The organism is Arthrobacter sp. MYb221, assembly GCF_002979835.1.
GTDB lineage: Bacteria > Actinomycetota > Actinomycetes > Actinomycetales > Micrococcaceae > Glutamicibacter.
In genome coordinates this window covers 119,899-142,979 of the sequence record NZ_PCPW01000010.1, presented here as the reverse complement: position 1 = coordinate 142,979, position 23,081 = coordinate 119,899, and the positions used below count along the sequence as shown (strand labels likewise).

The following is a 23,081-nucleotide window of genomic DNA, read 5'->3' as shown; positions in this document are numbered from 1 at the left end:
GATGGGCTAAACGTATGGGCAGGAATCTCAGCTGAGATTCCTGCCCATACGAAGAATCAAGACTTCTTCGCTGCCACCTCGGCCAATGCTTCACGGGTAAAGACCTGGTACCCGTAGTCACGGTGGTATCCGTGGATTTCTCGGGTATCGAGCACATCCATGTAATCGAGGATCTCCGTCGACACGACCTGCCCCGGAACTAATACCGGGAATCCTGGAGGATATGGAGTAACGAACGCCGCCGAGACTACCTGTTCGCCACTTTGAATTTTTTGACGAATCTCTGGTGAGAAAATGAAGTGCGTAGCCGGATCCTTATAGGTCAGATAGTAGGCCGAACGCATATCGCCGCTGCCACCGCCGCCGCTGAACTCCTCGGCGAAATAGCTGAAATCTGGCATTGGGATCTGCGTCGGAGGAACCTTTTTCCCGTCCGCTAGCGCCCGGCCATCCAATCGGCGTTTATGCTCCAGCTCTTCGGCGATCTTGACCAGCACCTCAATCAGGTGGGCCACCGCCGAACGGTTAGTGCCGATGTTGGTCATCAACAGGACCGAGGTGCGGCTGGTCTTGTTGACCTGAATTGCATGACCGTCCATCAGATAGGTGTGCTTGAAGGTGTCTCCATCCACTCCTGTGCGGCTGATGTCCAGGGTCAATCTTGATGGGTCAACGACGAATTCATCTTCAGACCAAGACCTGTCCCAAACTTCCAACCCGTCACGAACTGGGTTGCCGGTGTCGCTGCAACGGTATTGCTGCGGGATCAGGTCCCTCGTATCGAGTACCTGGAAGTACTTGCTGAGCAGCTTATTGCGTGACATCGCCCGGACGATCGATTGAGCCAAGTCAACCTGGCGCTGCACCAACGCATAGCCCTCCAACTCAGCCTGGCGCCGCCCGATATCAAGCGAGGCGAGGATCTGATAGTTCGGCGAGGTCGAGGTGTGCGTCATATAGGCCTCGCGGAACGTATTGCGGTTACGTTCTGCGAAATCTTGATCGTGAATGTGAATCATTGACCCTTGGCGCAGTGAGGTCAGCGTCTTATGCGTGGACTGTGTCGAATACACGCGCAGGCGGGTCTTGGCAGGATCGGCGAGCAGTCGCGTCTTCAGCCAGGCATCATCGTTTGCCGGGTCATCCAGCGTTCCTGGTTCGGGCAGTTCGGTACGCTGCGCGGCAAAACGCTCACGATATTCAGATGTCTCAAACGCCGTTTGCATGCGTTGGGCCGCAGACATACCGGTGCGTTGACGGTAGACAGGATGGAATCCGGCGAAAGCGAACCACGCTTCATCCCATAGGAAGACCAGATCTGGCTTGATGGCCAAACACTCTTCCATCACGCGACGCGGATCGTAAATAATCCCGTCGAAGGTGCAGTTGGTCAATGTGAGCATTTTGACCTTGTGCAGCAGGCCTTCGCGGCGCAACTGCAACAGCCGTCCCTTGATTTCTTCCAGCGATACGGCACCATACATGGAGTGCTCGTTCAGCGGGTAGGCCTCCAGGTAGCTGACGCTTGCACCGGCGAGCACCAGGGAGTAATGGTGTGATTTATGGCAGTTGCGGTCAACTAGCACGATGTCACCGGGCGCAAGGATCGACTGGTGAACGATCTTGTTCGCGGTGGAAGTGCCGTTGGTGACGAAGTAGGTGCGGTGGCTGTTGAAGGCGCGGGCCGCCAGCTCGTGGGCTTCCTTGATGGAGCTCTGCGGATCCAAGAGGGAATCCAATCCTCCGGAAGTGGCAGAGGTTTCGGCCAACAGCAGGTTCTTCCCGTAGAAGTCCACCAAGTCTCGTGCCCATGGCGAGTTCTGCACCGACCCGCCGCGAGAAATCGGCATCGCGTGGAATACCCCGCCGGGGCGTTTGGCGTACTTTTGTAGCGCGTGGAAGAACGGAGTGTTGTAGCGTTCGAGCACCTCGGCGATGATCGACAGATGCAGATCCATGCCGTCGTTGCGTGAGAAGATGCGCTTGAAGCGACCGGTAATCTCGTGCGCGATAGATTCAAGGGCAACGCCGGCGATCAGGTAGACCGGGATCTCTGGGCGGAGCAGATCGATGATCTCTTCCAAATCCAAGATCCGGTCGATTTGCCTTGCCGTGGAAAAGTGTCCGGCTGTATGCCGTGACACGTACTTTCCTAGGGTGGAGCTCAGCCGGCGCCGAGTGTCCAATTCGAAGCGGGCGGTGAGCACAACCGCCTGAATGGTCGGGTTGATGACAATCGCGGCCAGCGCGTCCTCGACGCTGGGCACGACAACGAAGCTGTAGTTGAATGAATCGGTTCGCTGACGCTGTTCGAGCATCTCGATCTTGAATCGCTCAATCTCATCGGATGGACCATTGTCCACCAACAGAATTTCGACCTTGGGGACGAACTTCCGATGGATTGCTCGTGGTTCACCACCGCCCAGCTCGTTGCTTTGGGCAGCAGCCTCGGCTTCCTCCGCGTCGCTGTCGTTGCTTTCGCCGTCGATGTATTGGGTCTGCGTCCGGAAGGACTGATTCGCCAGATATACCTTGCTCAGCGCATCACGGAAGTGGCCTTCGTGCATCAACGTTTCAACTTCGTTGAAGTAGTCTAAGCCCGGCGTGGCCCAGTAGGGTTCGATGGCAGAAAGGAGGCTCAGTAGTTGCGTAGCCTCGTGCTCATGCTGCTCGCCGGAGACCTTGTCGTCGATACCGCGAATGATCTCGCCAAGTACATATCCCAGGTGCTCCCATGCATCCTTGCGCTTTCGCCAAGCGCTTTCTGGTGTTGCTGTTACTTGATTCTTCATTGTGGTCAACCTTGCGCTCACGGTTGCCGGTCCTTCGCTCGTTCTTCGTTGCATCGTTAACCGGTTTGTTAACAAAGCCATGTCACGTCTTTGTGCTTTGGTCTCCAGAGCTTACGTCAACTTCAACATAGTTTTGGTATTCATGAAGTCAATTCGCGAAATTCTCGTAACTATCACTCACGCTTTCTGCCACAGAATGAAATATGCGAAATTAGGGAATTGATTTGCGACAACGAGGTGAACATTTTTGAAATTTATAAATCTAGAATCCGCTTCGCCGCTATGTCCGAGATACCAGACAGATGAGCACCAGAGTACGAGAATCTGTGAGGTATCTGGCGAAGAATAGATGGCAGAGACAACTTCACGAACGAACGGAAGAGCTTCAATGAATTCCAACCAACCTTCGGTGACGCTTCGCCTATCGAACGCCACCGCACAGGATGTATTGCGCGTGGCTCGTCAGGATATCCACGTTGATATTTCAGCTGAAGTCAGCGAGAAATTGGCCGAGGTTCGCGCACATATCGATGCGTTGGCTGCATCCGAAACTCCGGTATACGGGATTTCCACGGGCTTTGGTGCATTGGCCACCCGGCACATCGCTCCGGAAGACCGCGCCAAGCTGCAGCGCTCGCTGATTCGCTCGCACGCTGCTGGCATGGGTGCACCGGTGGAACGTGAAGTGGTTCGTGCCTTGATGTTCTTACGCGCCAAAACCCTGGCGAGCGGCCACACCGGTGTGCGCCCGATAGTTCTAGAGACCATGGTGGCGCTGCTTAATGCCGGGATCACACCGCTGGTGCGCGAATACGGTTCGCTGGGTTGCTCCGGTGACCTCGCACCGCTGTCGCACTGTGCGCTGGTGTTGATGGGTGAAGGTGAGGCCACCGATAAGCATGGAGTGATCCGTCCGGTTCCCGAACTCCTTGCAGAAGCGGGCATTACGCCTTTGGAGCTTGCAGAAAAGGAAGGTCTTGCGCTGGTCAACGGCACCGACGGAATGTTGGGCATGTTGCTGATGGCATTGGCCGATCTGGAAGATTTGGCTGACATTGCCGATCTCAGCGCTGCGATGAGCGTCGAGGCCCAGTTCGGCACCGATCAGGTGTACCGCCCCGAACTCCACGAACCATTGCGGCCGCACCCCGGCCAGGCAGTGAGCGCCGCCAACATGTTCGCCGCGCTGGACGGCTCCGAGCTGGTCGCCTCGCACCGCGAGGGCGATGGCCGGGTGCAGGACGCCTATTCGTTGCGCTGCTCTCCGCAAGTCACCGGGGCCGTTCGCGACACCATCACCCACGCCCGCATGGTCGCCACCCGCGAATTGGCCGCCGCCATCGACAATCCGGTGGTGCTGTCAACCGGTGAGGTTTCTTCCAACGGAAACTTCCACGGTGCCCCGGTTGCCTACGTATTGGATTTCCTGGCAATCGCCGTGGCCGATCTAGGGTCCATCGCCGAACGCCGCACCGACCGAATGCTTGATCCGGCACGTTCGCGGGACTTGCCAGCATTCCTCGCCGATGATCCCGGAGTTGATTCGGGCATGATGATCGCGCAGTACACGCAGGCCGGACTGGTTGCGGAGAATAAGCGATTGGCTGTGCCAGCGAGCGTTGATTCGATTCCGTCTTCTGCCATGCAGGAAGACCACGTGTCTTTGGGTTGGCACGCGGCCCGCAAGCTGCGCACCGCGGTAGACAATCTGCGCCGAGTGCTGAGCATCGAATTAGTGGTTGCCGCGCGGGCCCTGGACCTGCGCCAGCCGCTGACCCCGGCACCGGTCACCGGAGCCGTGCACGACGTTTTGCGCACCAAAGTTGCCGGCCCCGGCGAGGATCGGTTCCTCTCCGCAGAGCTCGAAGCGGCCTACGGATTGGTAGCCGACGGAACGGTACTTGAGGCCTTGCATCGCGCACAGGGACGATAGCCCACAGGAAGTTTGCCGTGCCGGGTAGTAAACTGGCACGGCAAACCTTCTTTTAGATTGGGAACTCGTTCCATGCAACGCACCATGTTTAAGTCCAAAATCCATCGCGCGACCGTCACCCAGGCCGACCTGCACTACGTCGGCTCGATCACCATCGATTCCGAACTGCTTGCGGCCTCGGATATCCTGCCAGGCGAACTAGTCAGCATCGTGGATGTCACCAATGGGGCACGTCTGGAAACCTACACCATTGCCGGCGAGCCAGGCAGCGGCGTGATCGGCATCAACGGTGCCGCCGCCCACCTAGTTCATCCGGGAGACCTGGTGATCATCATCAGCTACGCGCAGATGCAGGACGCCGAGGCCCGCGCCTACGTGCCAAGCGTGGTCCACGTGGATGGTCAAAACAAGATGATTCATCTCGGTGATGACCCAGCCGAAGCAATTGCCGATGGCGTGCAGAGTCCGCCGTACGCGCAGCTTCGCGGCAACTAATTAACTGTCGTCTCCGGCCAGCCGAAGTGCGAGGAATTGCGCGGTCCGGCTCGCCTGGTTCTGCGCCACCTGGTGCGGTGTTCCCGCGGCGATAATTCGTCCGCCTCCGTCCCCTCCGGCTGGCCCCAAATCGATCACCCAATCGCTGGCTGCGACGACATCTATATGGTGTTCCACCACGATCACGGTATGTCCTTGGTCCACCAGCTGGTGCAGTTGCGCCACCAACAGCTGCACGTCGGCAGGGTGCAACCCGGTGGTCGGCTCGTCCAGCAGATACAGGGTATGACCACGGCGCTGGCGTTGCAGTTCGGTGGCCAGCTTGATCCGCTGGGCCTCACCACCAGACATTTCGGTGGCCGGCTGTCCCAATGACAGGTAGCCCAACCCGACCTCCCGCAAAGTCGCCAGCGCACGGGCCGCGGCCGGAATTCCGGCCAGGAATTCCTCTGCCTGAGCAACGCTCAGCTCCAACACCTGCGCAATGTTCTTCCCTTGGTATTCGACCTCCAAGGTCTGTTCGTTGTACCGGGTTCCCTGGCACTGCGGACATGGTCCATAGGTGCCGGGAAGGAAGAGCAACTCGATCTCCAAGAAGCCCTCGCCCAGACAGTTCTCGCAGCGGCCGCCGGCGACGTTGAAGGAAAACCGGCCTGCCCCGTAACGGCGTTCACGCGCCAGTGGCTGGTCGGCGAAGGTCTTGCGGACTGCGTCGAACAGGCCGGTATACGTGGCCACGTTGGAACGCGGGGTACGTCCGATGGGTTTCTGATCCATCAGCACCACCCGATTGATCTGACCCGCCCCGGTCACTTCCTTGATGACAGCCTGCACCGGTGCATCTTCGGGTTCATCTTGGGCTGGTACGGCCGGACCGCCCGCGCCTTGGGCCAGCGCCCCGGAGACCAGACTGGATTTTCCCGAACCTGATACACCGGTCACCGCGCAGAAAACACCCAAGGGGAATTTCGCGTCGACATCCACCAGGTTGTGCAGGTTCACCCCGCGCAGTTCCAGCCAGTCGGTGGCGTTGCGCAGGTTGCGCGCCGGTGCCGGAGAAGCGTCCAAGAACCGGCGAGTCACCGACTCTTCGACCTGAGCCAGGCCGGCGACCTCCCCGCTATAAAGCACCTGGCCACCACCGCTGCCCGCCCCGGGTCCCACATCAACGATCCATTCGGCGCGGGTGACCACGTCCATATTGTGTTCCACCACGAACACCGAGTTGCCCTCGTCTTTCAAGGCGGAAAGCACCTCGATCAGGGGTTGCACATCGGCCGGATGCAGCCCCGCCGAGGGTTCGTCCAGCACATAGATGACGCCGAATAATCCGGCACGCAGCTGCGTGGCAATGCGTAGCCGCTGCATCTCCCCCGGTGAAAGGGTTGGAGTACTGCGGTCTAGGCTCAGGTACCCCAGCCCGAGTTCTAGGAGCACTTCGATTCTGGCGAGCAGGTCGATGCTGATCATGCTCACCACATCGGCTTGGGCCTCGCCACCGGCCACGGTCGCGAAGGGGCGCAAGAGCTCAGCCAAGGATTGCAACGAGCGCGCGTTGAATTCGGCAATGTCCAGCTCGGCGAACTTCACCCGAAGCGAGTCGCGGCGGAACCCCGTCCCGGAGCACTCGGCGCAGGGTTGCGAATGCATGAAGGCCAACGCCTTGGCGCGTAAATTCTCGCTCTTGGAGGTCGCCACGGTATGGCGCACATAGCGTTCGGCGCTCCAGAACCGTCCCTTATATGGTTTTGCTACACGATCTCTTTCGGGGGTCACCTCGACCACCGGTTGCTCCTCGGTGAAGAGCAGCCAGTCACGCGTTTCCTTCGGCAAGCTGCCGAAGGAAACGTCAATGTCGTGGCCGAGGTGGGTGGTGATATCGCGCAGGTTTTTACCCTGCCAGGCTCCCGGCCAGGCGGCAATCGCGCCGTCCCGGATGCTCAGCGATGGTTCGGGAACCAGCGACTGCTCGCTGACCGAGTGCACCGTGCCCACTCCATGGCATTGTTGGCATGCGCCGACAGCGGTATTCGTGGAGAAGGCATCCGAATCGAGCCGGGCCGCTCCTTGCGGGTAATCCCCGGCACGTGAGTAGAGCATCCGCACCGAGTTGGACAACGTGGTCAGCGTCCCGACGCTGGACCGGGAGCTGGCGGTCCCCCGACGCTGCTGCAAGGCGACCGCCGGCGGCAGACCAGAGATGAATTCAACCTTCGGGGCATGGCCTTGGGCGATCAATCGGCGCGCATAGGGCGCTACAGATTCGAGGAAGCGCCGCTGGGATTCGGCGAAAATTGTGCCAAAGGCCAAGGAAGACTTTCCTGAGCCGGAGACCCCGGTGAAAGCCACAATCGCGTCGCGCGGTATCCGCACTTCCACGTTATCCAAGTTATTCTCGTTTGCGCCGCGCACATGGATGTATCCGTCATGGTTTGCCGCCGCCTGGCTCGGTGCAATACTCTTCATCTTCCCCACAGTATGCGCCGCGAGCCTCACCGCCCAATTTCACGCCGTGCGATTGGCTCTTGTGAACGCTAGTTACCCGAACCTGTCCGGTCGCTCTGGCTAGTCATCGCCACGGCACTCTGCCGCCGGGCAGCCTTGCCAGGTTTTCGAGAAGTATCCGACGATATCGATCCCTTCGGCGAACGGATATTCCTCAGCTACGGTGCCGTGGATAAATTGTGTCGCTTCGTTCAAGGCGAGGTGGAAGAAACGACAAACCGCTTCAAAGTTCCATACCTCCATGGTGAGTTCAACCAGCTGGGGGTGCGTCATCGCCCCACGTGTATCCAGCCTGAGCGCTTCGGCGAATCCGTACACAATGTCGGCGCTGAGTTCATGCGCCGCGCCGCAGTCGCACCACGAGAGTCCTTTGTCAGGCATGGTCCAGATATCTGGCTGAATGCGTGCTTCGTTCTCGAGTTTCATCATGACCTCCCTTATAGTTTTCCTACTGGGATACTCAAATTACCCATGAAGGCCGACAGTTTGGAAAGTCTGCAACCCGACGTCTTGTCTAGTTTCAAGAAAATTGGCGTAGCCTCAGCTGGCGAACCTGTTCCGCTGGCGGTCGCCTTCTGATCGAGGAGAGCTGTGATGAATAAGCGTTCCCATCCAGATACCAGCGATGGTGCCCCGCATCGCCAATGGAACGAATTGCTCCAGGAAATGCGCGTGATGCAGACAGGTCTGCAGATTCTGGCAGCTTTTTTGGTGGTCCTGCCTTTCCAGGCGAGATTTGAAGTGCTCACCCACAAGGATGAAATTGTTTACGTCGTCTTGCTGGTCGCTGCGACCCTGCTGATCCTGCTACTGATTACCCCCGTGGCCGTTCACCGCTTTTTCTTTGGCCAGCGGCTGAAGGAAAAAACGGTAAACCTTGGCCATATCGTGCTAAAAATCGTGGGTATCGGGGTGGGATTGCTTGTCTCTGGCTGCGTCTGGTTCGTGTTGCAGGTATTCTTCGGCTGGGAAACCGGTGCTTGGATCGGTGGCTCGTTGATCCTGGTGACGTTGTTCTTGCTGCTTGCCTTGCCACGCATCCTGTTTCCAGGCAGACTCCAAGATGTTGGCCAAGCAAAGACCGGCGGCTAGCCCATCCGGTCCACATGACGTAGCATCCATCGCATTGGCGCGTGCCTGATAAATTTGGGCAATATCCGCGTGGCCAACCGCACGAAGGAGATGGCTCGCGCGTTGCGTTTGGCGGCCTTCGCGGAAAGCTCGTAGCCGAATTGTTCGCGCACCGTGGGTGGAAGCTGGGCGATGGTCACATCGCGCATCAAGGGCAGTCCAATGCGGATCCACCACGGGGCGTTGCTACCCAAAAAGAGTTCATCGGCCAGGCGACGAGTCTGTGGAGTGACGCTCAGCGTGTTGAGGGTTCGGTCGAAATACTCATCAAATTCGCCAAGGCTGTCCGGCCAGAAGTGAGCCGGCATTTGCAGAGCATCACCCAGAGCGGCGTACTGCCGGTACAGGTTCTCGTTGTCGCTGGATTCAGCCATGGGGAGGATTTCGGCGGCGATAACCCGTGCCGAGTCATAGAGGGTTGCGGCAACCCACATCTGCAATTTTGGGTCCATCGCCGAGTAGGCCGGAGTTTCCCGATCGGGGTTTCGCGTACCGTGTACCGGTTGATGCGCGGTGTTCACGTAGTCGATGATGGTTCTTTGCTGTTCTGGGGTCCCGTTGCTCAGCGCGTAAATATAGCCAAGGGTATGGATCAACCGGCCGAGCGGATTCGAAGCAAAATCAGAATGCTTGGCGATGGCCAAGCCAATCTGCGGGTGGGCGAGTTGCAGCAGGATCGCCCGTCCGGCGCCGAGCAAGAGCCCGGCTTCGGGCGCAATAAGGGAAAAAACCTCACCGTGTCGTCCTGCCATCTTGCGTTGCCTCATGAGGCCAATTCTAGGGACCAGCTTGTGAAACAACTATCTGGGCTTCCCCCGCGTAGCCGGCAAACATGAGGAAGCCCTGTCAGAATCTGGGAACAGAAGCATCAAGCTTCGTTCGTGGCCACGTACTTCAGCAGCTTCACGATGGTAAGCCCAGCCAAGAATATTATTCCCGCCCAAATTACCAAGCCTGCTTGCAACTGGCTAGGTTCATGGAATAGTGCTGGCACGGTCAGGATCACAGTTGCCGCGCCGATCGCCATAGCAGCAAATGCTGCATAAAAAGCTATCTTCATTGGCTATCCTCCATAAAAGATCGGCATGACGCTAACACCATGCTCATTCCGGTGCGCTTGCGAGTGAAGCGCTGTGCGCGATGCTAATCCAAGCTCCCGTCAACAGCAGCTCGTCTCGACTAACCCACCAGAAGAGAACCAAGCACATATCCCCTTACTGAGCTACCGGGTGCACGCGAATTAGGTTTGCCGTGGACTGCCGATCAGTTGATGTTCCAATGCATTTCTCTGTCTGGCAGACAGCAAAGCCGGTGCCGGCAGGCTGTTGGCACCGACTGGAAGCTGGTCGATCAGAAAGCCACGCCGCAGTGCAGAATCACGTTTGCGTAGGGGGTCGCTTCCCCGGTGCGCACAACGATCTTGGCCTGGGGCAATGCGGCTTTCAGCTCCTCATGGGAGATGAACCCCGGCTCGAGCCCCCGCGACACGCACAGTTCCTGGACCACCCCGCCCTCGGCCTCTGCAGCCAGGGTGCTTTGCTCAATCACCATGTTGCGGCTCAGCACCTGAAGCACCTGCTCGAAGCTGAGCAGACCCGGAGTCAGCGCCAGATCGATGACCACCGGACCTTCCGGAATCGGCAGGCCGCAATCGGCGATCACCACGGTGTCGGTGTGCCCGCACTTGGCCAGTGCGCCAAGCAGCGGGGCGTTGAGGATTTCGGATTTCAGCACGAAGGCTTCCTTAGGTCTTGCTCGAAATGGTCTTAGAGGTTCTCTAGCGAACGCGGGTAGGAGGCCTGGGCACCGTGCGCCTGCACGGTCAGGGCTGCGAACTTGCCCGCAAATTCTGCGGCTTGAGCCAAGCTATCGCCGTTGGCCAAGCGGGCGGCCAGCGCACCGGTAAAGGCGTCGCCGGCACCGGTTGTGTCCACGGCCTTGACCTTGACCGCTGGCAGCACGCGAACTTGGACTCCGCCGTTTTCTATTGGGACCCGGTCGGCGACCAGGCAACCGTTGGCACCGAGCGTGATGACCACGCTGGCGATGCCCTCATCAACCAGCATTCCGGCGAGGCGCTCATATTTGCTGTCGAAGCGGCGGGCAGGGTGCGGGTTCAGCTGCTGCAGCACGGCTTCGGCCTCATGCTCGTTGACCACCAGCGGGTTGGCCTTCAGCAGGTACTCGCGGTCCAGTTCGATCACCGGCGCCAGGTTGAGCACAACCCGGTCGGTGGCCGAATCCATGGCTGCCTTGATGCCGGAGGCAGGGATCTCGCCCTGCAGCACCAGGATCCCGTGCAACTCGCCGGCCGCGCTGACCGCGTCCGCGGTCACCGTCGAGTTGGCTCCGGAAACCACCGCGATGGAATTCTCCGCGGCCGCATCCACCTGGATGATCGCCACACCGGTGGGCTCGCTGGCGCGGGCCACGCGATCCAGCTTCACCCCGGCCTCTTCGAGCTGCCCCAGAGCGATTTCGGCGTGGGAGTCGTTGCCAACGGCGCCGATGAATTCGGTGGCGGCGCCGGCCAGCGCAGCGGCCAGCGCCTGGTTGGCCCCTTTGCCGCCGGGCGAGAGCTGGTAGGAATCGGCCAACACGGTCTCACCGGGGCCGGGCAGGCGGTTCATCAGTGCGGTGATGTCCACATTGCTCGATCCAACGATGGTGACTTGTACGTTGTCCTTCATGATTTTTCCTTAGCTTGTTGTAGCCGCATTGGCTCTCGACCGACGAAAGGGGTGCTGCCTGGAATTACTTGGTGGCGTACTCGGCGACGTTTTCGGTGTCAACGGTGTCTACCGCGACCTGAACGGTCTCTTCGACGGCTTCGTCCTTCATGGTCTTGGCCAGGATCTGCACCGACTGCTTGCCCAGCTCGGCTGGGTTCTGCGCGATGGTGGCAACGAGGGTTCCTGCCTCGACTGCCTTGAAGCCGTCCTCGGTGCCATCGAAGCCGACAACCTTGACGTCCTCGCCGGCCTTGTCGCCCAGCGCCTGGATGGCTCCGAGGGCCATTTCGTCGTTCATGGCCAGCACGCCGGCGGCGTCCGGGTTGGACTGCATCAGGTTGGTGACCACGTCCAGTGCCTCGGCACGGTCGAAGTTGGCGGTCTGGCTGGAAACGACCTCGATATCTGCGAATTCCTTCAGGCCCTTGGTGAAGCCTTCGCCGCGCTCGTTGGTTGCCGAAGCCCCTGGCACACCCTCAAGGATGATGATTTTGCCCTTGCCGTCGAGGGCTTCCGCCAGTGCCTTGGCCGCCTGCTCGCCGCCGGCGACATTGTCCGAGGCGACGAAGGAAGCGACCTTGGTCTCTCCCACCGAGCGGTCAACGGCGACGATCGGAAGCTCGGCCGCGACTACCGGAGCCAGACCGGCTTCCGCGGTTTCGGTGTCCACTGCGTTGATGATGACCCCGGCGCTGCCGTCGGTGGCGGCGGTGGCCAGCTGGTTCGCCTGGCTGGCCGAGTCGTTCTGCGCGTCGACCACCGACAGCTCGATGCCCTGCGCCTGGGCCTCGGCTTCTGCGCCGTCACGCAGGTCTACGAAGAATGGGTTGTTCAGGGTCGATACGGCCAGGGTCGCCTTGCCGCCCTCGGCGGCCGCTTCGCCGCGGCCACAGGCGCTGGCGCCGAGTACGAGGGCTAGTCCCAGGGTCAGGGCGGTGGTCTTGCGTACGATGTGCTTCATCGGGTTCTCCTTTGAACTAAATGTTGGGTGGTTGATCAATAAAAGTCTTAGTGGCGCACGTTCTTGCGGCGCAGCACGTCGAAGCCCACGGCGATCGCGATGACCAGGCCGATGACGACCTGCTGCCAGAAGGCGGAGACCGAGAGCAGGTTCAGGCCGTTGCGGATGACCGCCAGGACCAGCGCGCCGATCAGCGTGCCGGAGATGCGTCCGACGCCGCCGGATAGCGAGGCGCCGCCGATGACTACCGCGGCGATGGCATCCAGCTCGTAGCCGCTGGCGAGGGTCGGCTGCGCCGAATCCAGGCGTCCGGCCAGGATCATGCCCGAGAGCGCGGCGAAGATGCCGGAGATGACGAAGACGGTGACCAGCACGCGCTTGACCGGGATTCCGGAGAGCCGGGCGGCTTCGGTGTTGCCGCCCACGGCGAAGGCGTTTTTGCCGATGATGGTGCGGTTCAGCACGAACGCCGCGACCAGGCCCGAGACGATCAGGATCAGGATCGGCACCGGCATGAAGCCCAGGTCCCCGCCCAGCCAGGACACCGCGTCGCCGGTGGCGATCGGCCGTCCGTCGGAGATGACCAAGGTCAACCCGCGCACGATGGTGAGCATCGCCAGCGAGGCGATGAAGGTGGGCAGCTTGCCGAAGGCGCTCATCGCCCCGGTGACCCAACCGCACAGTCCGCCGATGGCCAGGCCGACGATAATCGACAGCCCGTCGGGCAGTCCGGCGGTGGTCACCCAGTAGGAGGAGGTCATCGCCGAGATCGCGGCGATGGAGCCGACGGACAGGTCGATGCCGGCCGCGACGATCACGAAGGTCATGCCGAAGGCCATCACCGCGATGGTGGAGACCTGGATGCCGATGTTCATCAAGTTCGGCCCGGTCAAGAAGCGCGGGGTCGCGATGAACATGGCAAGGCAAAGAACAACCAGGCCGACTAGGGCACCGTTGTTGGCAAGGAATGCCTTGAAGTCAAAGCCCTTCTTGGGGGTGGTGGCTACGCTGCTCATTACTTCTTTCTCATTTCATCTTCGCGGTGCACATTGCTCACGGCCAAGGCCATGATGCTGTCTTGAGTGGCTTGTTCGGTGGCTAGTTCCCCGGCGATGCGCCCCTGGCTCATCACCAGGACGCGGTCGGACATGCCCAGCACTTCGGGCAGTTCGCTGGAGGCCATCAGCACGCAGCCCCCGGAGGCGGTGATCTCATTGATCAGTTCGTAGATCTCCACCTTTGCCCCGACGTCCACGCCGCGGGTTGGCTCATCGAGCAGCAGCACCTTCGCGCCGGCGGAGAACCAGCGTCCGAACACCGCCTTCTGCTGGTTGCCACCGGAGAGCGAGCGGATCGGCTGGTCGATATTTCCCATGCGGATGCGCAGCCGGGCGGCGACGGACTCGGCGCGCGCCCGCTGGCCCTTGCGGTCCACCAGCCCGCCCTTGGCGGTGGCCGCCATCGTGGCGTAGCCGATGTTCTCGGCTACCGAGGCGTCCAGCACCAGCCCCTGGGTTTTGCGGTCCTCGGGCACATGGCCCAGGCCCGCGCGGGTGGCTGCCGCGACGTCGTTGCTCGGCAGTTTCTTGCCGGCGACCTTCACGGTTCCCGAAGAGTACTTGTCCGCGCCGGCGATCGCGCGGATCAGTTCGGTGCGCCCGGCTCCCATCAACCCGGCCAGGGCGACGACCTCGCCGGGGCGGACCGACAGCGAGATGTTCTCCAGCGCGCCGAGGGACAGGTTTTCCACGCTCAGCAGCGCGGTGTCCCCGGGGACGGTTGCCTGGCGCGGGAACTGGGCGTCGATATCGCGGCCGACCATCAGGCGCACCAGTTCGCTCTCGTCGGTGTCCGCGGGCACGGTGGCGATGAATTTGCCGTCGCGCAGCACGTTGACGAAGTCGCCGATCTCGGCGATCTCATCCAGGTGGTGGCTGATGAACACCATGCCCACGCCCTTGGCCTTGAGCTGGTTCACTACCTCGAAGAGGCCTGCGATTTCCGCGTTGGTCAGCGCCGCGGTCGGCTCGTCGAGAATCAGCACGCGGGCGTCCAGGGACAGTGCCTTGGCGATCTCCACCAGCTGCTGCTCGGCCAGGCCGAGGTCCCCCACCGGGGTGTTCACATCGAGGTTCAACCCCAGCTGGTCCAGAGCCTCGCGGGCGATGCGGCGCATCTCGCGGCGGTTGATGATGCCAAAGCGGCGCGGCACTCGGCCCAGGGTGATGTTCTCGGCGATGCTCATCGAAGGCACCAGGTTCAGTTCCTGGTGGATGGTGGCGATGCCCAGGGCCTCGGAGGCCTTGGTATCCGGGATCTTCACTTCCTTGCCGTCCATCAGGATGCGCCCGGAGTCCGCGGTGTGCACTCCGGCGATCATCTTGATCAGGGTGGACTTGCCCGCGCCGTTTTCGCCGAGCAGGACCGAGACCTTGCCGGCGTGGACCTCCACTGTGACTTCGTCGATCACTTGGACGGGGCCGAACGATTTGCAGACCCGGTCCAGGACCAGTAGAGCGTCATTACTCATGGGCGTGGCTTTCCTTCCATCACTTGTGTTGCTTGAGCGGCCACCGAGGCGCGCGCGGTAAATTTGCTTTGCAGCTCGTGGGGTGCCGGGTTCTCGCCCTGCATGACCGCGGTCAGGGAGGCGACCGCGAGCTTTCCCATAAGCCCCAGATCGTGGCTGATCGTGGCGATCGGCGGGTCATGCAGCAGCATCGCGTCGACCTCATCGAAGGTGATCACCGACAGCTCGGCGCCCACGCGGAGGCCCGCTTCGCGCCAGACGGTGAGCGCGCCGATGGCCATCGGCGCGTCGGCGATGATCACGGCGCTTGGCTTGGCGCCGTGGTTCAGCAGCCAGCGCGCCGCCTCGGCACCGGAGGCGGGCTTGAAGTCGCCGACGAAGTGCAGCGCTTCGTCGTGCTGCAGGCCGTTCGCGGCAAGCGCCGACTTGAAGGAGCTGTAGCGTTCCAGCGCGGTGGAAGCGTGCTTCGGCCCGCCGATGAACGCGATCTTGGTGTGGCCCAGATCCTTGAGCGTGGCTACCGCTTGGTGGACCGCCTCGGTGCTGTCCGTGGTGATTGCCGGGACGCTGCTTCCGCGCAGCGCGCGGTCCACGAAGACCGTGGGGATGCCGCTGGAAAGGACGCGGTGCATCATCAAGCTGGGCGCATCGGCTTCTTCGTCCAGGCCTTGCGGGACGATGATCAGCCCGTCCACGCGGCGCGAAAGCATGGTTGCCAGGAAGTCGTCTTGCTGGGTGGAGTCTTCGTTGGCGTTGCCCATGAAGGTCATCAGGCCCGCGGCCCGCGCATGCTGTTCCACAGAGTGCGCCAAGTCGGAGAAGTAGGGGTTGCGCACATCGGAGATGAGCAAGGCGATGGAGTCCGTTTTAGTGGAGCGCAGGGAGCGGGCTTGCGCGTTGGGCATGAAGCCCAGCTCGCTGGCTGCTGCCTCGACCTTGGAGCGGGAGGCCGGAGAGGTGGCCGGGTGACCGGAGAGGACGCGCGAGGCGGTGGCAACAGATACACCTGCTGCGCTGGCGACGTCCTTGATGGTGACCGCATTCATGGCCGATAAGCTCCCTTGCTTACTCATGTAATCGATTCCATGGAATCGATTACACAGTCTTCCCTACGAAAGATTTCTAGTCAAGGCCGGCCCTGCGTCATCCACATGAGCAAACCCGGCGCGCACCGGGGACCCGCCCACGACCAGCAAGTTTCGAAGGAAGCACGAATTGGTCACCGAAAAACTCAGATTTATTCCGCCGGATCGGCGGCTCCCCTGCGCCCGGTGCGCGCAGTTGACTATGATGAAAGCGTGTCGGTAACTCAGCTTTCGGATAGTGCGCAGAATTATCTCAAGATCATTTTCAGTCTGAATGAATGGTCTGATGAGCCGGTGACCCCAACCGTCATCGCCGAGAAGGCCGGGGTGAAGCTGTCCACGGTATCCGGTGCCATGGCCAAGCTGCGTCAGCAAGGCTTATTGGACCACGCGCCCTATGGCGCGGTCTCGCTGACCGCGCGCGGCCGTGAATACGCCGTCACCATGGTGCGCCGGCACCGGTTGATCGAGACTTTCCTGGTGCAGATGCTCGGCTACCGCTGGGACCAGGTCCACGATGAGGCCGAGCAACTTGAACATGCGGTTTCGGAATTCATGATTCAGCGCATCGACGAGCTGCTCGGGCACCCGACCCGTGATCCGCATGGGGATCCGATTCCCACCGCGGAGGGCGCGGTCTCCACTCCGGTCGCAATCCTGCTCGCCGAAGCGCAGCCGGGGCAAAAGGTGACGGTGGAGCGGATCTCCGACTCGGATTCCGAACTTTTGCAGTATTTCTCCGAGAACGGCATCACGGTCGGCGCGCGGCTAACCATCGCCACCGGCGCCCCGTTTTCCGATACCTTGGAGGTCTCGGCGAACGGCAGCGACTCGGTGATCCGGCTCGGCACCCGGGCCACCGAATCGGTCTGGGTTTCTTCCCTGCCCTGATCCGTCGCCGAATGCGCCGCTATTTGGCGGCGGCTTCCAAGGTTTTGCGGCGGCGCAGCAACATGAGCCGGTGCGCCACCAGTCCCTGCCGCGGGCTGAACAGGTAGACCAAGACGAAGATCGCGCCCTGCGAGAGCACCACCATGCCACCGGTTGAAGCATCCACGTAGTAGCTGACGTACACTCCGATGATCCCAGCCAACGCGGCAAGGCCCGGAGCGATGATCAGCATCTTGCCGAAACTGTTGGTCAGCAGATAGGCGCTGGCCCCGGGGATGATCAGCATCGCCACCACCAGGATGACCCCCACTGCCTGCAGGGCCACCACCGAAGTCATGGCGAGCAGGCCCAGGAGCACCGCCCCGATCAACCGCGGATTCATCCCCAGCGCGTGCGCGTGGGTCGAGTCGAAGGCGTACAAGGTGAAGTCCTTGCGCTTCAAGACCAGAATCAGGAAGGTCACGGCCCCAAGGATGATGACCTGCCAGAGATCTGCGGCCGAGACTCCCAGCAGATTCCCGAAGATGATGTGGTTCAAATCCAGATGGCTCGGGGTGACCGAGATCAGCACCAGGCCGAAGGAAAAGAGCGTGGTGAAGACGATGCCGATGGCCGCGTCTTCCTTCAGCCGGGAGGTGTCCCGGACTCCCCCGATCAGCGCCACGGCTAGGAAGCCGAAGACCAGGGCCCCCAAAGCGAAGGGCGCGCCGACAATGTAAGCGAGCACAACCCCGGGCAACACCGCATGGGAGACCGCATCTCCCATCAGCGACCAGCCGATCAGCACCAGCCAGCAGGAGAGCACCGCGCACAGGATCGCCGCGATGACCGTGACGGCGAGCGCTCGCACCATGAAGGTGTAGCTCAGCGGTTCGGCTAATAACTCGATCAGATTCATGCTGCGCCGCCTCGGTTCATCGGATCCAGGCCAAAGGCCATGGCAAGATTTTCAGGTTGCAAGACCAATTGCGGGTCTCCTTGCATCAAGACCTTGCGCATCAAGAGGATCGCTTGGTCCGCCAAGGTCGGCAAGGCGTGCAGGTCATGGGTTGAGATCAGCACGCTTCCGCCCTGGTCCGCCACCTCGCGCAAGAGCTTGGTGATTGTCGCTTCGCTGCGCTTATCCACTCCGGCGAATGGTTCATCCAGGAGCATGATGTTTGATTCCTGGGCAATGCAGCGGGCCACGAAGGCGCGCTTCTTTTGCCCGCCGGACAATTGCCCGATTTGCCGTCCCGCATGCTCGGCCAGGTCCACGCGTTCGAGCGCGGCGTCCACCGCGATCTGGTCCGCCTTTTTCGGACGCCTGGTGAAGCCCATATGCCCGTAGCGTCCGGTCATCACGACCTCGCGCACCGAGATCGGGAAGTCCCAGTCGACCGCCTCATTCTGCGGGACGTAGCCGATAGCCCCGGATTTCCGCGCCTGCAGCGGGCTGGACCCGTTGACCAGCACCTTGCCGGTATCGGGCTTGAGCAACCCCATAATGGTTTTGAATAGCGTAGATTTTCCGGAACCGTTCATGCCGACCAATCCGCAGACGGATCCGCGCTCCAATTGCACCGAGGCCTTATCGAGGGCGAGGACCGTTCCATAGTGAACCGTCGCTGCGTCAACGTCGATTGCAAGTGTCATTTGAGTTCTCCTCGGAGGGCACGGGCGATGGTTTGCGCGTCATGGGTGATGAGGTCCAGATAGCTGGGCACCGGACCGTTGGGCTCGGAGAGGGAATCCACGAAGAGCGTTCCGCCATACGCGGCGTCGGTGGACTCGACCACGCGCTGCATGGCGGAATCGGAGACCGTCGATTCGCAGAAGACCGCGGGAACCTCGTGCTCGCGAATGTAATCGATGGCTGCCGCGACCTTGCGCGGGGTGGCCATGGATTCGGCGTTGACCGCCCAGAGATATTTTTCGCGCAGTCCGGCATCGCGGGCCAAATAGCTGAAGGCCCCTTCACAGGAGACGAGCACGCGTTGCCGCTCCGGCACTTGGGCGAGGTCTGCCGCTAGCTGGTCCTGGACCGCTTGCAGCTTGTTCTTATAGATTTCGCCATTTGCGGCAAAGTCCGCCGCGTGCTCGGGATCGAGTTCGCTGAAGCCTTGGACCATATGGTCCACATAGATCTTGACATTCAGCGGACTCATCCAGGCATGCGGGTTGGGTTTGCCGATACCGGCATCTTCGGCGATGGAGATGACCTCCACCCCGTCGCTGACCGTCAGGTGCGGTGCCGGATTGTCGTGGACAAATTGCTCGAACCAGGCTTCCAGATTCAGCCCGTTGTCGAGGATCAGATCCGCGTGGGAGGCACGTCGCAGGTCGTCCGGGGTTGGTTCGTAGCCATGGATTTCGGCCCCCAGCTTGGTCACCGATTCCACGCGCAGATGTTCGCCGGCAACATTTTCTGCGATGTCCGCGAGGACCGTGAAAGTCGTCAGAACCACCGGGCGGCCATCGTGCACGGGCTCCGGTTCCGACTCCGCGGATGCGCTGCATCCGCCGAGCACCAGCACTAAAGCGCAGGTCAGGGTCAGGGCGCGCAGAAGCCGCGACCCAGGTCGTCTACTTTGCGCTGTTTGCACCGTTGCCCACACCATTTCACATTTGATCGCCACGAAAAATCCGCTTGCTCACAGCATAATGTTTGTGGGGTCAAACATTCAAATTTGGTGACGCGATTAGTGTGGAATATGAGTGGTTTTTAGACCCCTGCAAGCGCGTTGATCAGCCGCGCCGCGGTGCGCGCGGTACGTCCGTCCAGATCAAAGCGCGGGTTGAGTTCCACCACATCGACCAGGGCAAGCTTTCCGCTTGCGGCTACTTGCCGGCAAACCGCATGGATGACCTCCAGTGGGACCCCGTAGGCTGCCGGCGCGCTCACCCCGGGCGCAACCGCGGCGGGCAAGACGTCGAGATCGATCGTCAGATACAGTTGATCGATGCCCTGCAGGAAGCGATCTACGAACTCGGCGACCTGCCCCAAAGATCCTGCCCCGCATTGCTCGTCGAGCAGATACGTGACGCCGAGGGCCTTTGCCTCTTCGAATAGCAGCCGCGTGTTATTCGGCTGGCTGATGCCAAGAACCGCATAATTGAATTCTCGTCCGGCGGCGTGCATATCGTTGGCTATGTCCTTGAACGGTGTCCCGCTGCTTCGCCGTGGTGCGCTGCGCAGGTCGAAGTGCGCATCAAGATTGAGAATTCCGATGCGGGCATCCGGCTGGTGCTGAAGCCGATCAAAAAGGCCGCCGAAGGATCCGTAGGCCGTCTCATGCCCGCCCCCGAGGACTACGGGAAGCATCCCGGACTTGAGCAGCTGGCTCACGCTCTGGGCTAGTCGCCGCTGGCCTGCCTCAAGCTCGTCGCCGACCACCACGATGTCACCGGCGTCGCACACCATGCGCGATTCATGGATGGCAAGCGAGCTGAGCGCTGCACGCAGGGCGGCTGGCCCTTTGGCTGCGCCGATTCTTCCCTGGTTTCGCAGCACTCCTGCATCCGAGGCGAAGCCGAGGAGGGCCACCGGTCGGACACCTGCCTGCGGCGCGGGCATCCCGGAGGGCCCGGTGGCGACGTGCTGATGCCAGCGCAGGTGCTGCCTGCCGGTCCCATCGATGCGACCGCTCCAGCCTGCGGCTGGTCGGTCTACCTGAATTTCCGGATTGTGCACAAATTTGTTCATCTCACCAGCAGACCAGATGCATGACGGCGCGCACTAGGCCTGCCACCGTTGCCAGTCCGAGATTTCGGACTACCCTTCTTGGGTTGGCTCCTCGCAGCACTTTTGGGGCCCTCGGCGGCAATGCCGCGAGCCCCTCCGGCGGAGCAGCTTTCACGCTCAGCGTCGCAGCGCGCTGAGATCCAGCCTGCCGTCGGTGCCCGAATCCCCGTAGACCTCGACGTGGATGTGGTCCAAATGCAGGGTGGTGTCGTTCCAGTTATTCGAGAACTGGTTTCCGTACTTGCCGGACCCGGAGTACGCAGTCCAGCCTGTCGTCGGAAGCCAAATCCGGTCCTGCCAAATGAGGTAATAGATACCCAGTTGAGCGCGGTTGTCGATCAGGAACTGGGCCAGCTCATCGCCTTCAGCGATCCGGCGCTTGTTCTTGTAATCCCGGATCATCAAGTCCACTGCTTTGCCTGCGCTATGCCCGGCCGAGCCGCTGCGAATCGTGTGGATGCCGCTGACCGTGTCGCGGAATCGGCCGTCGATTGCCTTCATGACGCGTCGCGCATCCGGCTGGAGGGCCGCCGGGGCCCGCCGTGATAGGTAGCTTTCTTTGATCCATCCGCTGCCTCTGGAAGTTTTCACCTTCGCCCAGCCAGTGCTGGACGTCAAATATGTGACCTTCTCGCCCGAAGGCACGACGCCTTTGCCCCGGTGGTGGACCCCGGCGCCAGCCCGTAGGTTGACGTTGGCTGTTGTCCATCGGTAGCTGTTGCTCTGCTGCTTGTCGGGCGCAGGCTTCGTGGGCTCGGCAGCCGAGAGGTAGCCGGAGCTGATCCACCCGATGCCTTCGGAGGTGCTCACCCGCGTCCAGCCGTTGGCACTTCCGTGTGCGGTGACCGGCTGGTGCAAGGTGATCACCCCCAGGGACTGGTGTGCTCTGGAGTAGCCAGCGCGCAAGTGCACGTTGCTTGTAGTCCAGCGTTTGAGCCTGTTCAGCGGTTTGTAGGCGCTGTTGACCAGCGCGCTGGATGCTATCCAGCCGGTGCCTCGGGAGGTTTTCACCTTGGACCACGAGCCGCTGGCGGTGTAGAACCCAACCTTCTGCCCGGCACGGATGGTGCCAGAGGATTTGGCTTTTGCCGAAGCGCTGGCGCGCACCGCCACGGATTGCACCGTCCAACGATGGCCTTTGAGGACGTTGCCGACGGGCTTGCTCGCGGTCAGGTCCCGGGTGGCCACCCAGCCGGTACCCTTGGATGATTTGATTCGGGACCAACCGTGGGAGGTGCCATGCAGGGACACCTTTTCGTTTTTGGCCACGGTGCCTAGCCGCCGGCTCGATCCAGCGTTGCCCGAGCGCAGTGCCGTCTGCTTCACGGTCCAGCGGGATGCGGCGGAATGGGGCTTGTAATAACTGCTCACGAGGCTGCTGGTGGGCACCCAACCGGTCCCGCGCGTTGTCTGCACCTTGGACCAAGACCCCTTGCTCAGGTAGAGGCCGACCTTGTCGCCGGCCTTGATCGTCCCCAAGGATTTGGCCTTGTTCCAGTTGCCCTGGCGCACCACGGTATGAGTGATCATCCACCGATTCCCAATGACCTTATCGACCCTTGGCTTCGTGCTGGATAGCTGCTTTGCCGATATCCACCCCCTGGCACCGGACACGGAGACGTAGGCCCAGCTTCCCGAGGTGCGCAACCATTCGAGCTTTGCACCGGCCCCGACACGGGCGACGGTGGATGCCTTCGTGGAAGCTGATTTGTAGACCGTTTGCGCGGACTTCGTGTACCGATGCACTGCGGCCGGAAGGGACGTGGAAAGCTGGTTGGTCGGTACGAACCCGATCGTGCGTCCGGCCTTAATGCGTGTCCAAGCTCCCGAAGACCCGAGTCGTTGAACCTTGGTTTTACGGATCACACCGGTCAGCGAAGGTGCTGCGGCAGAGGCCTTCTGACGCAGGGGCTGGAAAGACTTCAGGTAGCGATAAACGCTTGCCTTGGGCTTGGACTCGCTGGGAACCCCAACCGTGGTCAGGTATTTTGATGAGACCCATCCGGTCTTCTTCGCATAACTTACTTGGTCCCATCCGGAGCTGCTCCGGATCACCGATAGCGTGGTATTTTTCGGAATCACCAGCTGCGCGGCGGATGTGCTTGACGCGGTTTTCCGCAGAATCAAATTCGCCGTGGTCTTCTTGGAGATCTTCGCTTTCACCGCGGAAATTTCCACCGCGGATTCCGGCCGAATCTGCGCTGAAGCGGCAGCCGGCATTCCCAGCCCCACGGTTAATACCGCTGCGAGCGCAAGACTCAGTACACGGTTGGCATGCATGAAATTATTTACCTTCGTGACA

20 protein-coding genes are annotated in these 23,081 nt (G+C 61.1%); 4 read left to right on the top strand and 16 right to left on the bottom strand.

What is annotated here, in order from left to right; translation table 11 throughout:
* Positions 1–56: 56 nt before the first annotated feature.
* Positions 57–2,792: an aminotransferase class I/II-fold pyridoxal phosphate-dependent enzyme gene (locus CQ015_RS13230; RefSeq protein ID WP_258138506.1), complete on the bottom strand. Its 2,736-nt coding sequence runs from the start codon at positions 2,790–2,792 to the stop codon at positions 57–59.
* Positions 2,793–3,180: 388 nt separating this feature from the next.
* On the opposite strand from CQ015_RS13230, the gene hutH reads away from it, so the two are divergent.
* Entirely contained in the window at positions 3,181–4,725 is a 1,545-nt protein-coding gene (gene hutH, locus CQ015_RS13225) for a histidine ammonia-lyase (protein WP_105552932.1), read from the top strand.
* A gap of 72 nt (positions 4,726–4,797) precedes the next feature.
* A complete protein-coding gene (gene panD / locus CQ015_RS13220; RefSeq protein WP_096283085.1) occupies positions 4,798–5,220 on the top strand; it encodes an aspartate 1-decarboxylase in 423 nt (140 codons plus the stop codon).
* Here the strand turns inward: panD and CQ015_RS13215 are convergent, their stop codons facing one another.
* Complete coding sequence (locus CQ015_RS13215) at positions 5,221–7,686, bottom strand: excinuclease ABC subunit UvrA (protein ID WP_105650315.1); 2,466 nt, start codon at positions 7,684–7,686, stop codon at positions 5,221–5,223.
* Positions 7,687–7,785: 99 nt separating this feature from the next.
* Positions 7,786–8,154: a hypothetical protein gene (locus tag CQ015_RS13210; RefSeq protein WP_105650314.1), complete on the bottom strand. Its 369-nt coding sequence runs from the start codon at positions 8,152–8,154 to the stop codon at positions 7,786–7,788.
* Between the two features lie 165 nt (positions 8,155–8,319).
* Between CQ015_RS13210 and CQ015_RS13205 the strand changes: the two genes are divergently transcribed.
* Entirely contained in the window at positions 8,320–8,817 is a 498-nt protein-coding gene (locus CQ015_RS13205) for a DUF6328 family protein (protein WP_096283087.1), read from the top strand.
* Here CQ015_RS13205 and CQ015_RS13200 read toward each other — a convergent pair.
* The 8 genes from CQ015_RS13200 to CQ015_RS13165 all read right to left on the bottom strand — a co-directional run bounded on the left by CQ015_RS13200 (position 8,814) and on the right by CQ015_RS13165 (position 16,152).
* A complete protein-coding gene (locus CQ015_RS13200; protein WP_105552930.1) occupies positions 8,814–9,623 on the bottom strand; it encodes an oxygenase MpaB family protein in 810 nt (269 codons plus the stop codon). The genes CQ015_RS13205 and CQ015_RS13200 overlap by 4 nt on opposite strands.
* A 101-nt stretch (positions 9,624–9,724) precedes the next feature.
* The gene (locus tag CQ015_RS13195; RefSeq protein ID WP_105552929.1) at positions 9,725–9,916 is read right to left on the bottom strand and encodes a hypothetical protein; all 192 of its coding nucleotides are present in this window, start codon (positions 9,914–9,916) and stop codon (positions 9,725–9,727) included.
* 290 nt (positions 9,917–10,206) lie between these two features.
* On the bottom strand, positions 10,207–10,590 hold the full coding sequence (gene rbsD / locus CQ015_RS13190; RefSeq protein ID WP_096283090.1) for a D-ribose pyranase: 384 nt from the start codon (positions 10,588–10,590) through the stop codon (positions 10,207–10,209).
* 32 nt (positions 10,591–10,622) lie between these two features.
* Positions 10,623–11,546 carry a ribokinase gene (locus CQ015_RS13185; protein ID WP_105552928.1) on the bottom strand — a complete coding sequence of 308 codons (924 nt, stop codon included), beginning with the start codon at positions 11,544–11,546 and terminating at the stop codon, positions 10,623–10,625.
* Positions 11,547–11,610: 64 nt separating this feature from the next.
* Positions 11,611–12,549, bottom strand: a complete 939-nt coding sequence (locus tag CQ015_RS13180; RefSeq protein WP_105650313.1) for a substrate-binding domain-containing protein — start codon at positions 12,547–12,549, stop codon at positions 11,611–11,613.
* Positions 12,550–12,596: 47 nt separating this feature from the next.
* Complete coding sequence (locus CQ015_RS13175; RefSeq protein WP_105552926.1) at positions 12,597–13,565, bottom strand: ABC transporter permease; 969 nt, start codon at positions 13,563–13,565, stop codon at positions 12,597–12,599.
* Positions 13,565–15,079 (bottom strand): sugar ABC transporter ATP-binding protein, encoded by a 1,515-nt coding sequence (locus tag CQ015_RS13170; RefSeq protein ID WP_105650312.1) that lies wholly within the window; start codon positions 15,077–15,079, stop codon positions 13,565–13,567. Before CQ015_RS13170 ends, CQ015_RS13175 begins: the two co-directional genes overlap by 1 nt.
* Positions 15,076–16,152: a LacI family DNA-binding transcriptional regulator gene (locus CQ015_RS13165; protein WP_105650311.1), complete on the bottom strand. Its 1,077-nt coding sequence runs from the start codon at positions 16,150–16,152 to the stop codon at positions 15,076–15,078. Before CQ015_RS13165 ends, CQ015_RS13170 begins: the two co-directional genes overlap by 4 nt.
* A 225-nt stretch (positions 16,153–16,377) precedes the next feature.
* Between CQ015_RS13165 and CQ015_RS13160 the strand changes: the two genes are divergently transcribed.
* Positions 16,378–17,055: a metal-dependent transcriptional regulator gene (locus CQ015_RS13160; RefSeq protein WP_105552994.1), complete on the top strand. Its 678-nt coding sequence runs from the start codon at positions 16,378–16,380 to the stop codon at positions 17,053–17,055.
* Between the two features lie 19 nt (positions 17,056–17,074).
* On the opposite strand, the gene CQ015_RS13155 is transcribed toward CQ015_RS13160, so the two are convergent.
* From CQ015_RS13155 to CQ015_RS13135, 5 genes are all read right to left on the bottom strand, one after another.
* The gene (locus CQ015_RS13155; protein WP_105552923.1) at positions 17,075–17,953 is read right to left on the bottom strand and encodes a metal ABC transporter permease; all 879 of its coding nucleotides are present in this window, start codon (positions 17,951–17,953) and stop codon (positions 17,075–17,077) included.
* Positions 17,950–18,690, bottom strand: a complete 741-nt coding sequence (locus CQ015_RS13150) for a metal ABC transporter ATP-binding protein (RefSeq protein WP_105552922.1) — start codon at positions 18,688–18,690, stop codon at positions 17,950–17,952. The genes CQ015_RS13155 and CQ015_RS13150 overlap by 4 nt, the downstream gene beginning before the upstream one ends.
* Positions 18,687–19,655: a metal ABC transporter substrate-binding protein gene (locus tag CQ015_RS13145; protein ID WP_105650310.1), complete on the bottom strand. Its 969-nt coding sequence runs from the start codon at positions 19,653–19,655 to the stop codon at positions 18,687–18,689. The genes CQ015_RS13150 and CQ015_RS13145 overlap by 4 nt, the downstream gene beginning before the upstream one ends.
* Positions 19,656–19,759: 104 nt before the next feature.
* Positions 19,760–20,740, bottom strand: a complete 981-nt coding sequence (gene hutG, locus CQ015_RS13140; RefSeq protein WP_105650309.1) for a formimidoylglutamase — start codon at positions 20,738–20,740, stop codon at positions 19,760–19,762.
* 156 nt (positions 20,741–20,896) lie between these two features.
* Entirely contained in the window at positions 20,897–23,059 is a 2,163-nt protein-coding gene (locus CQ015_RS13135; protein WP_105650308.1) for an SH3 domain-containing protein, read from the bottom strand.
* Between the last annotated feature and the right edge of the window lie 22 nt (positions 23,060–23,081).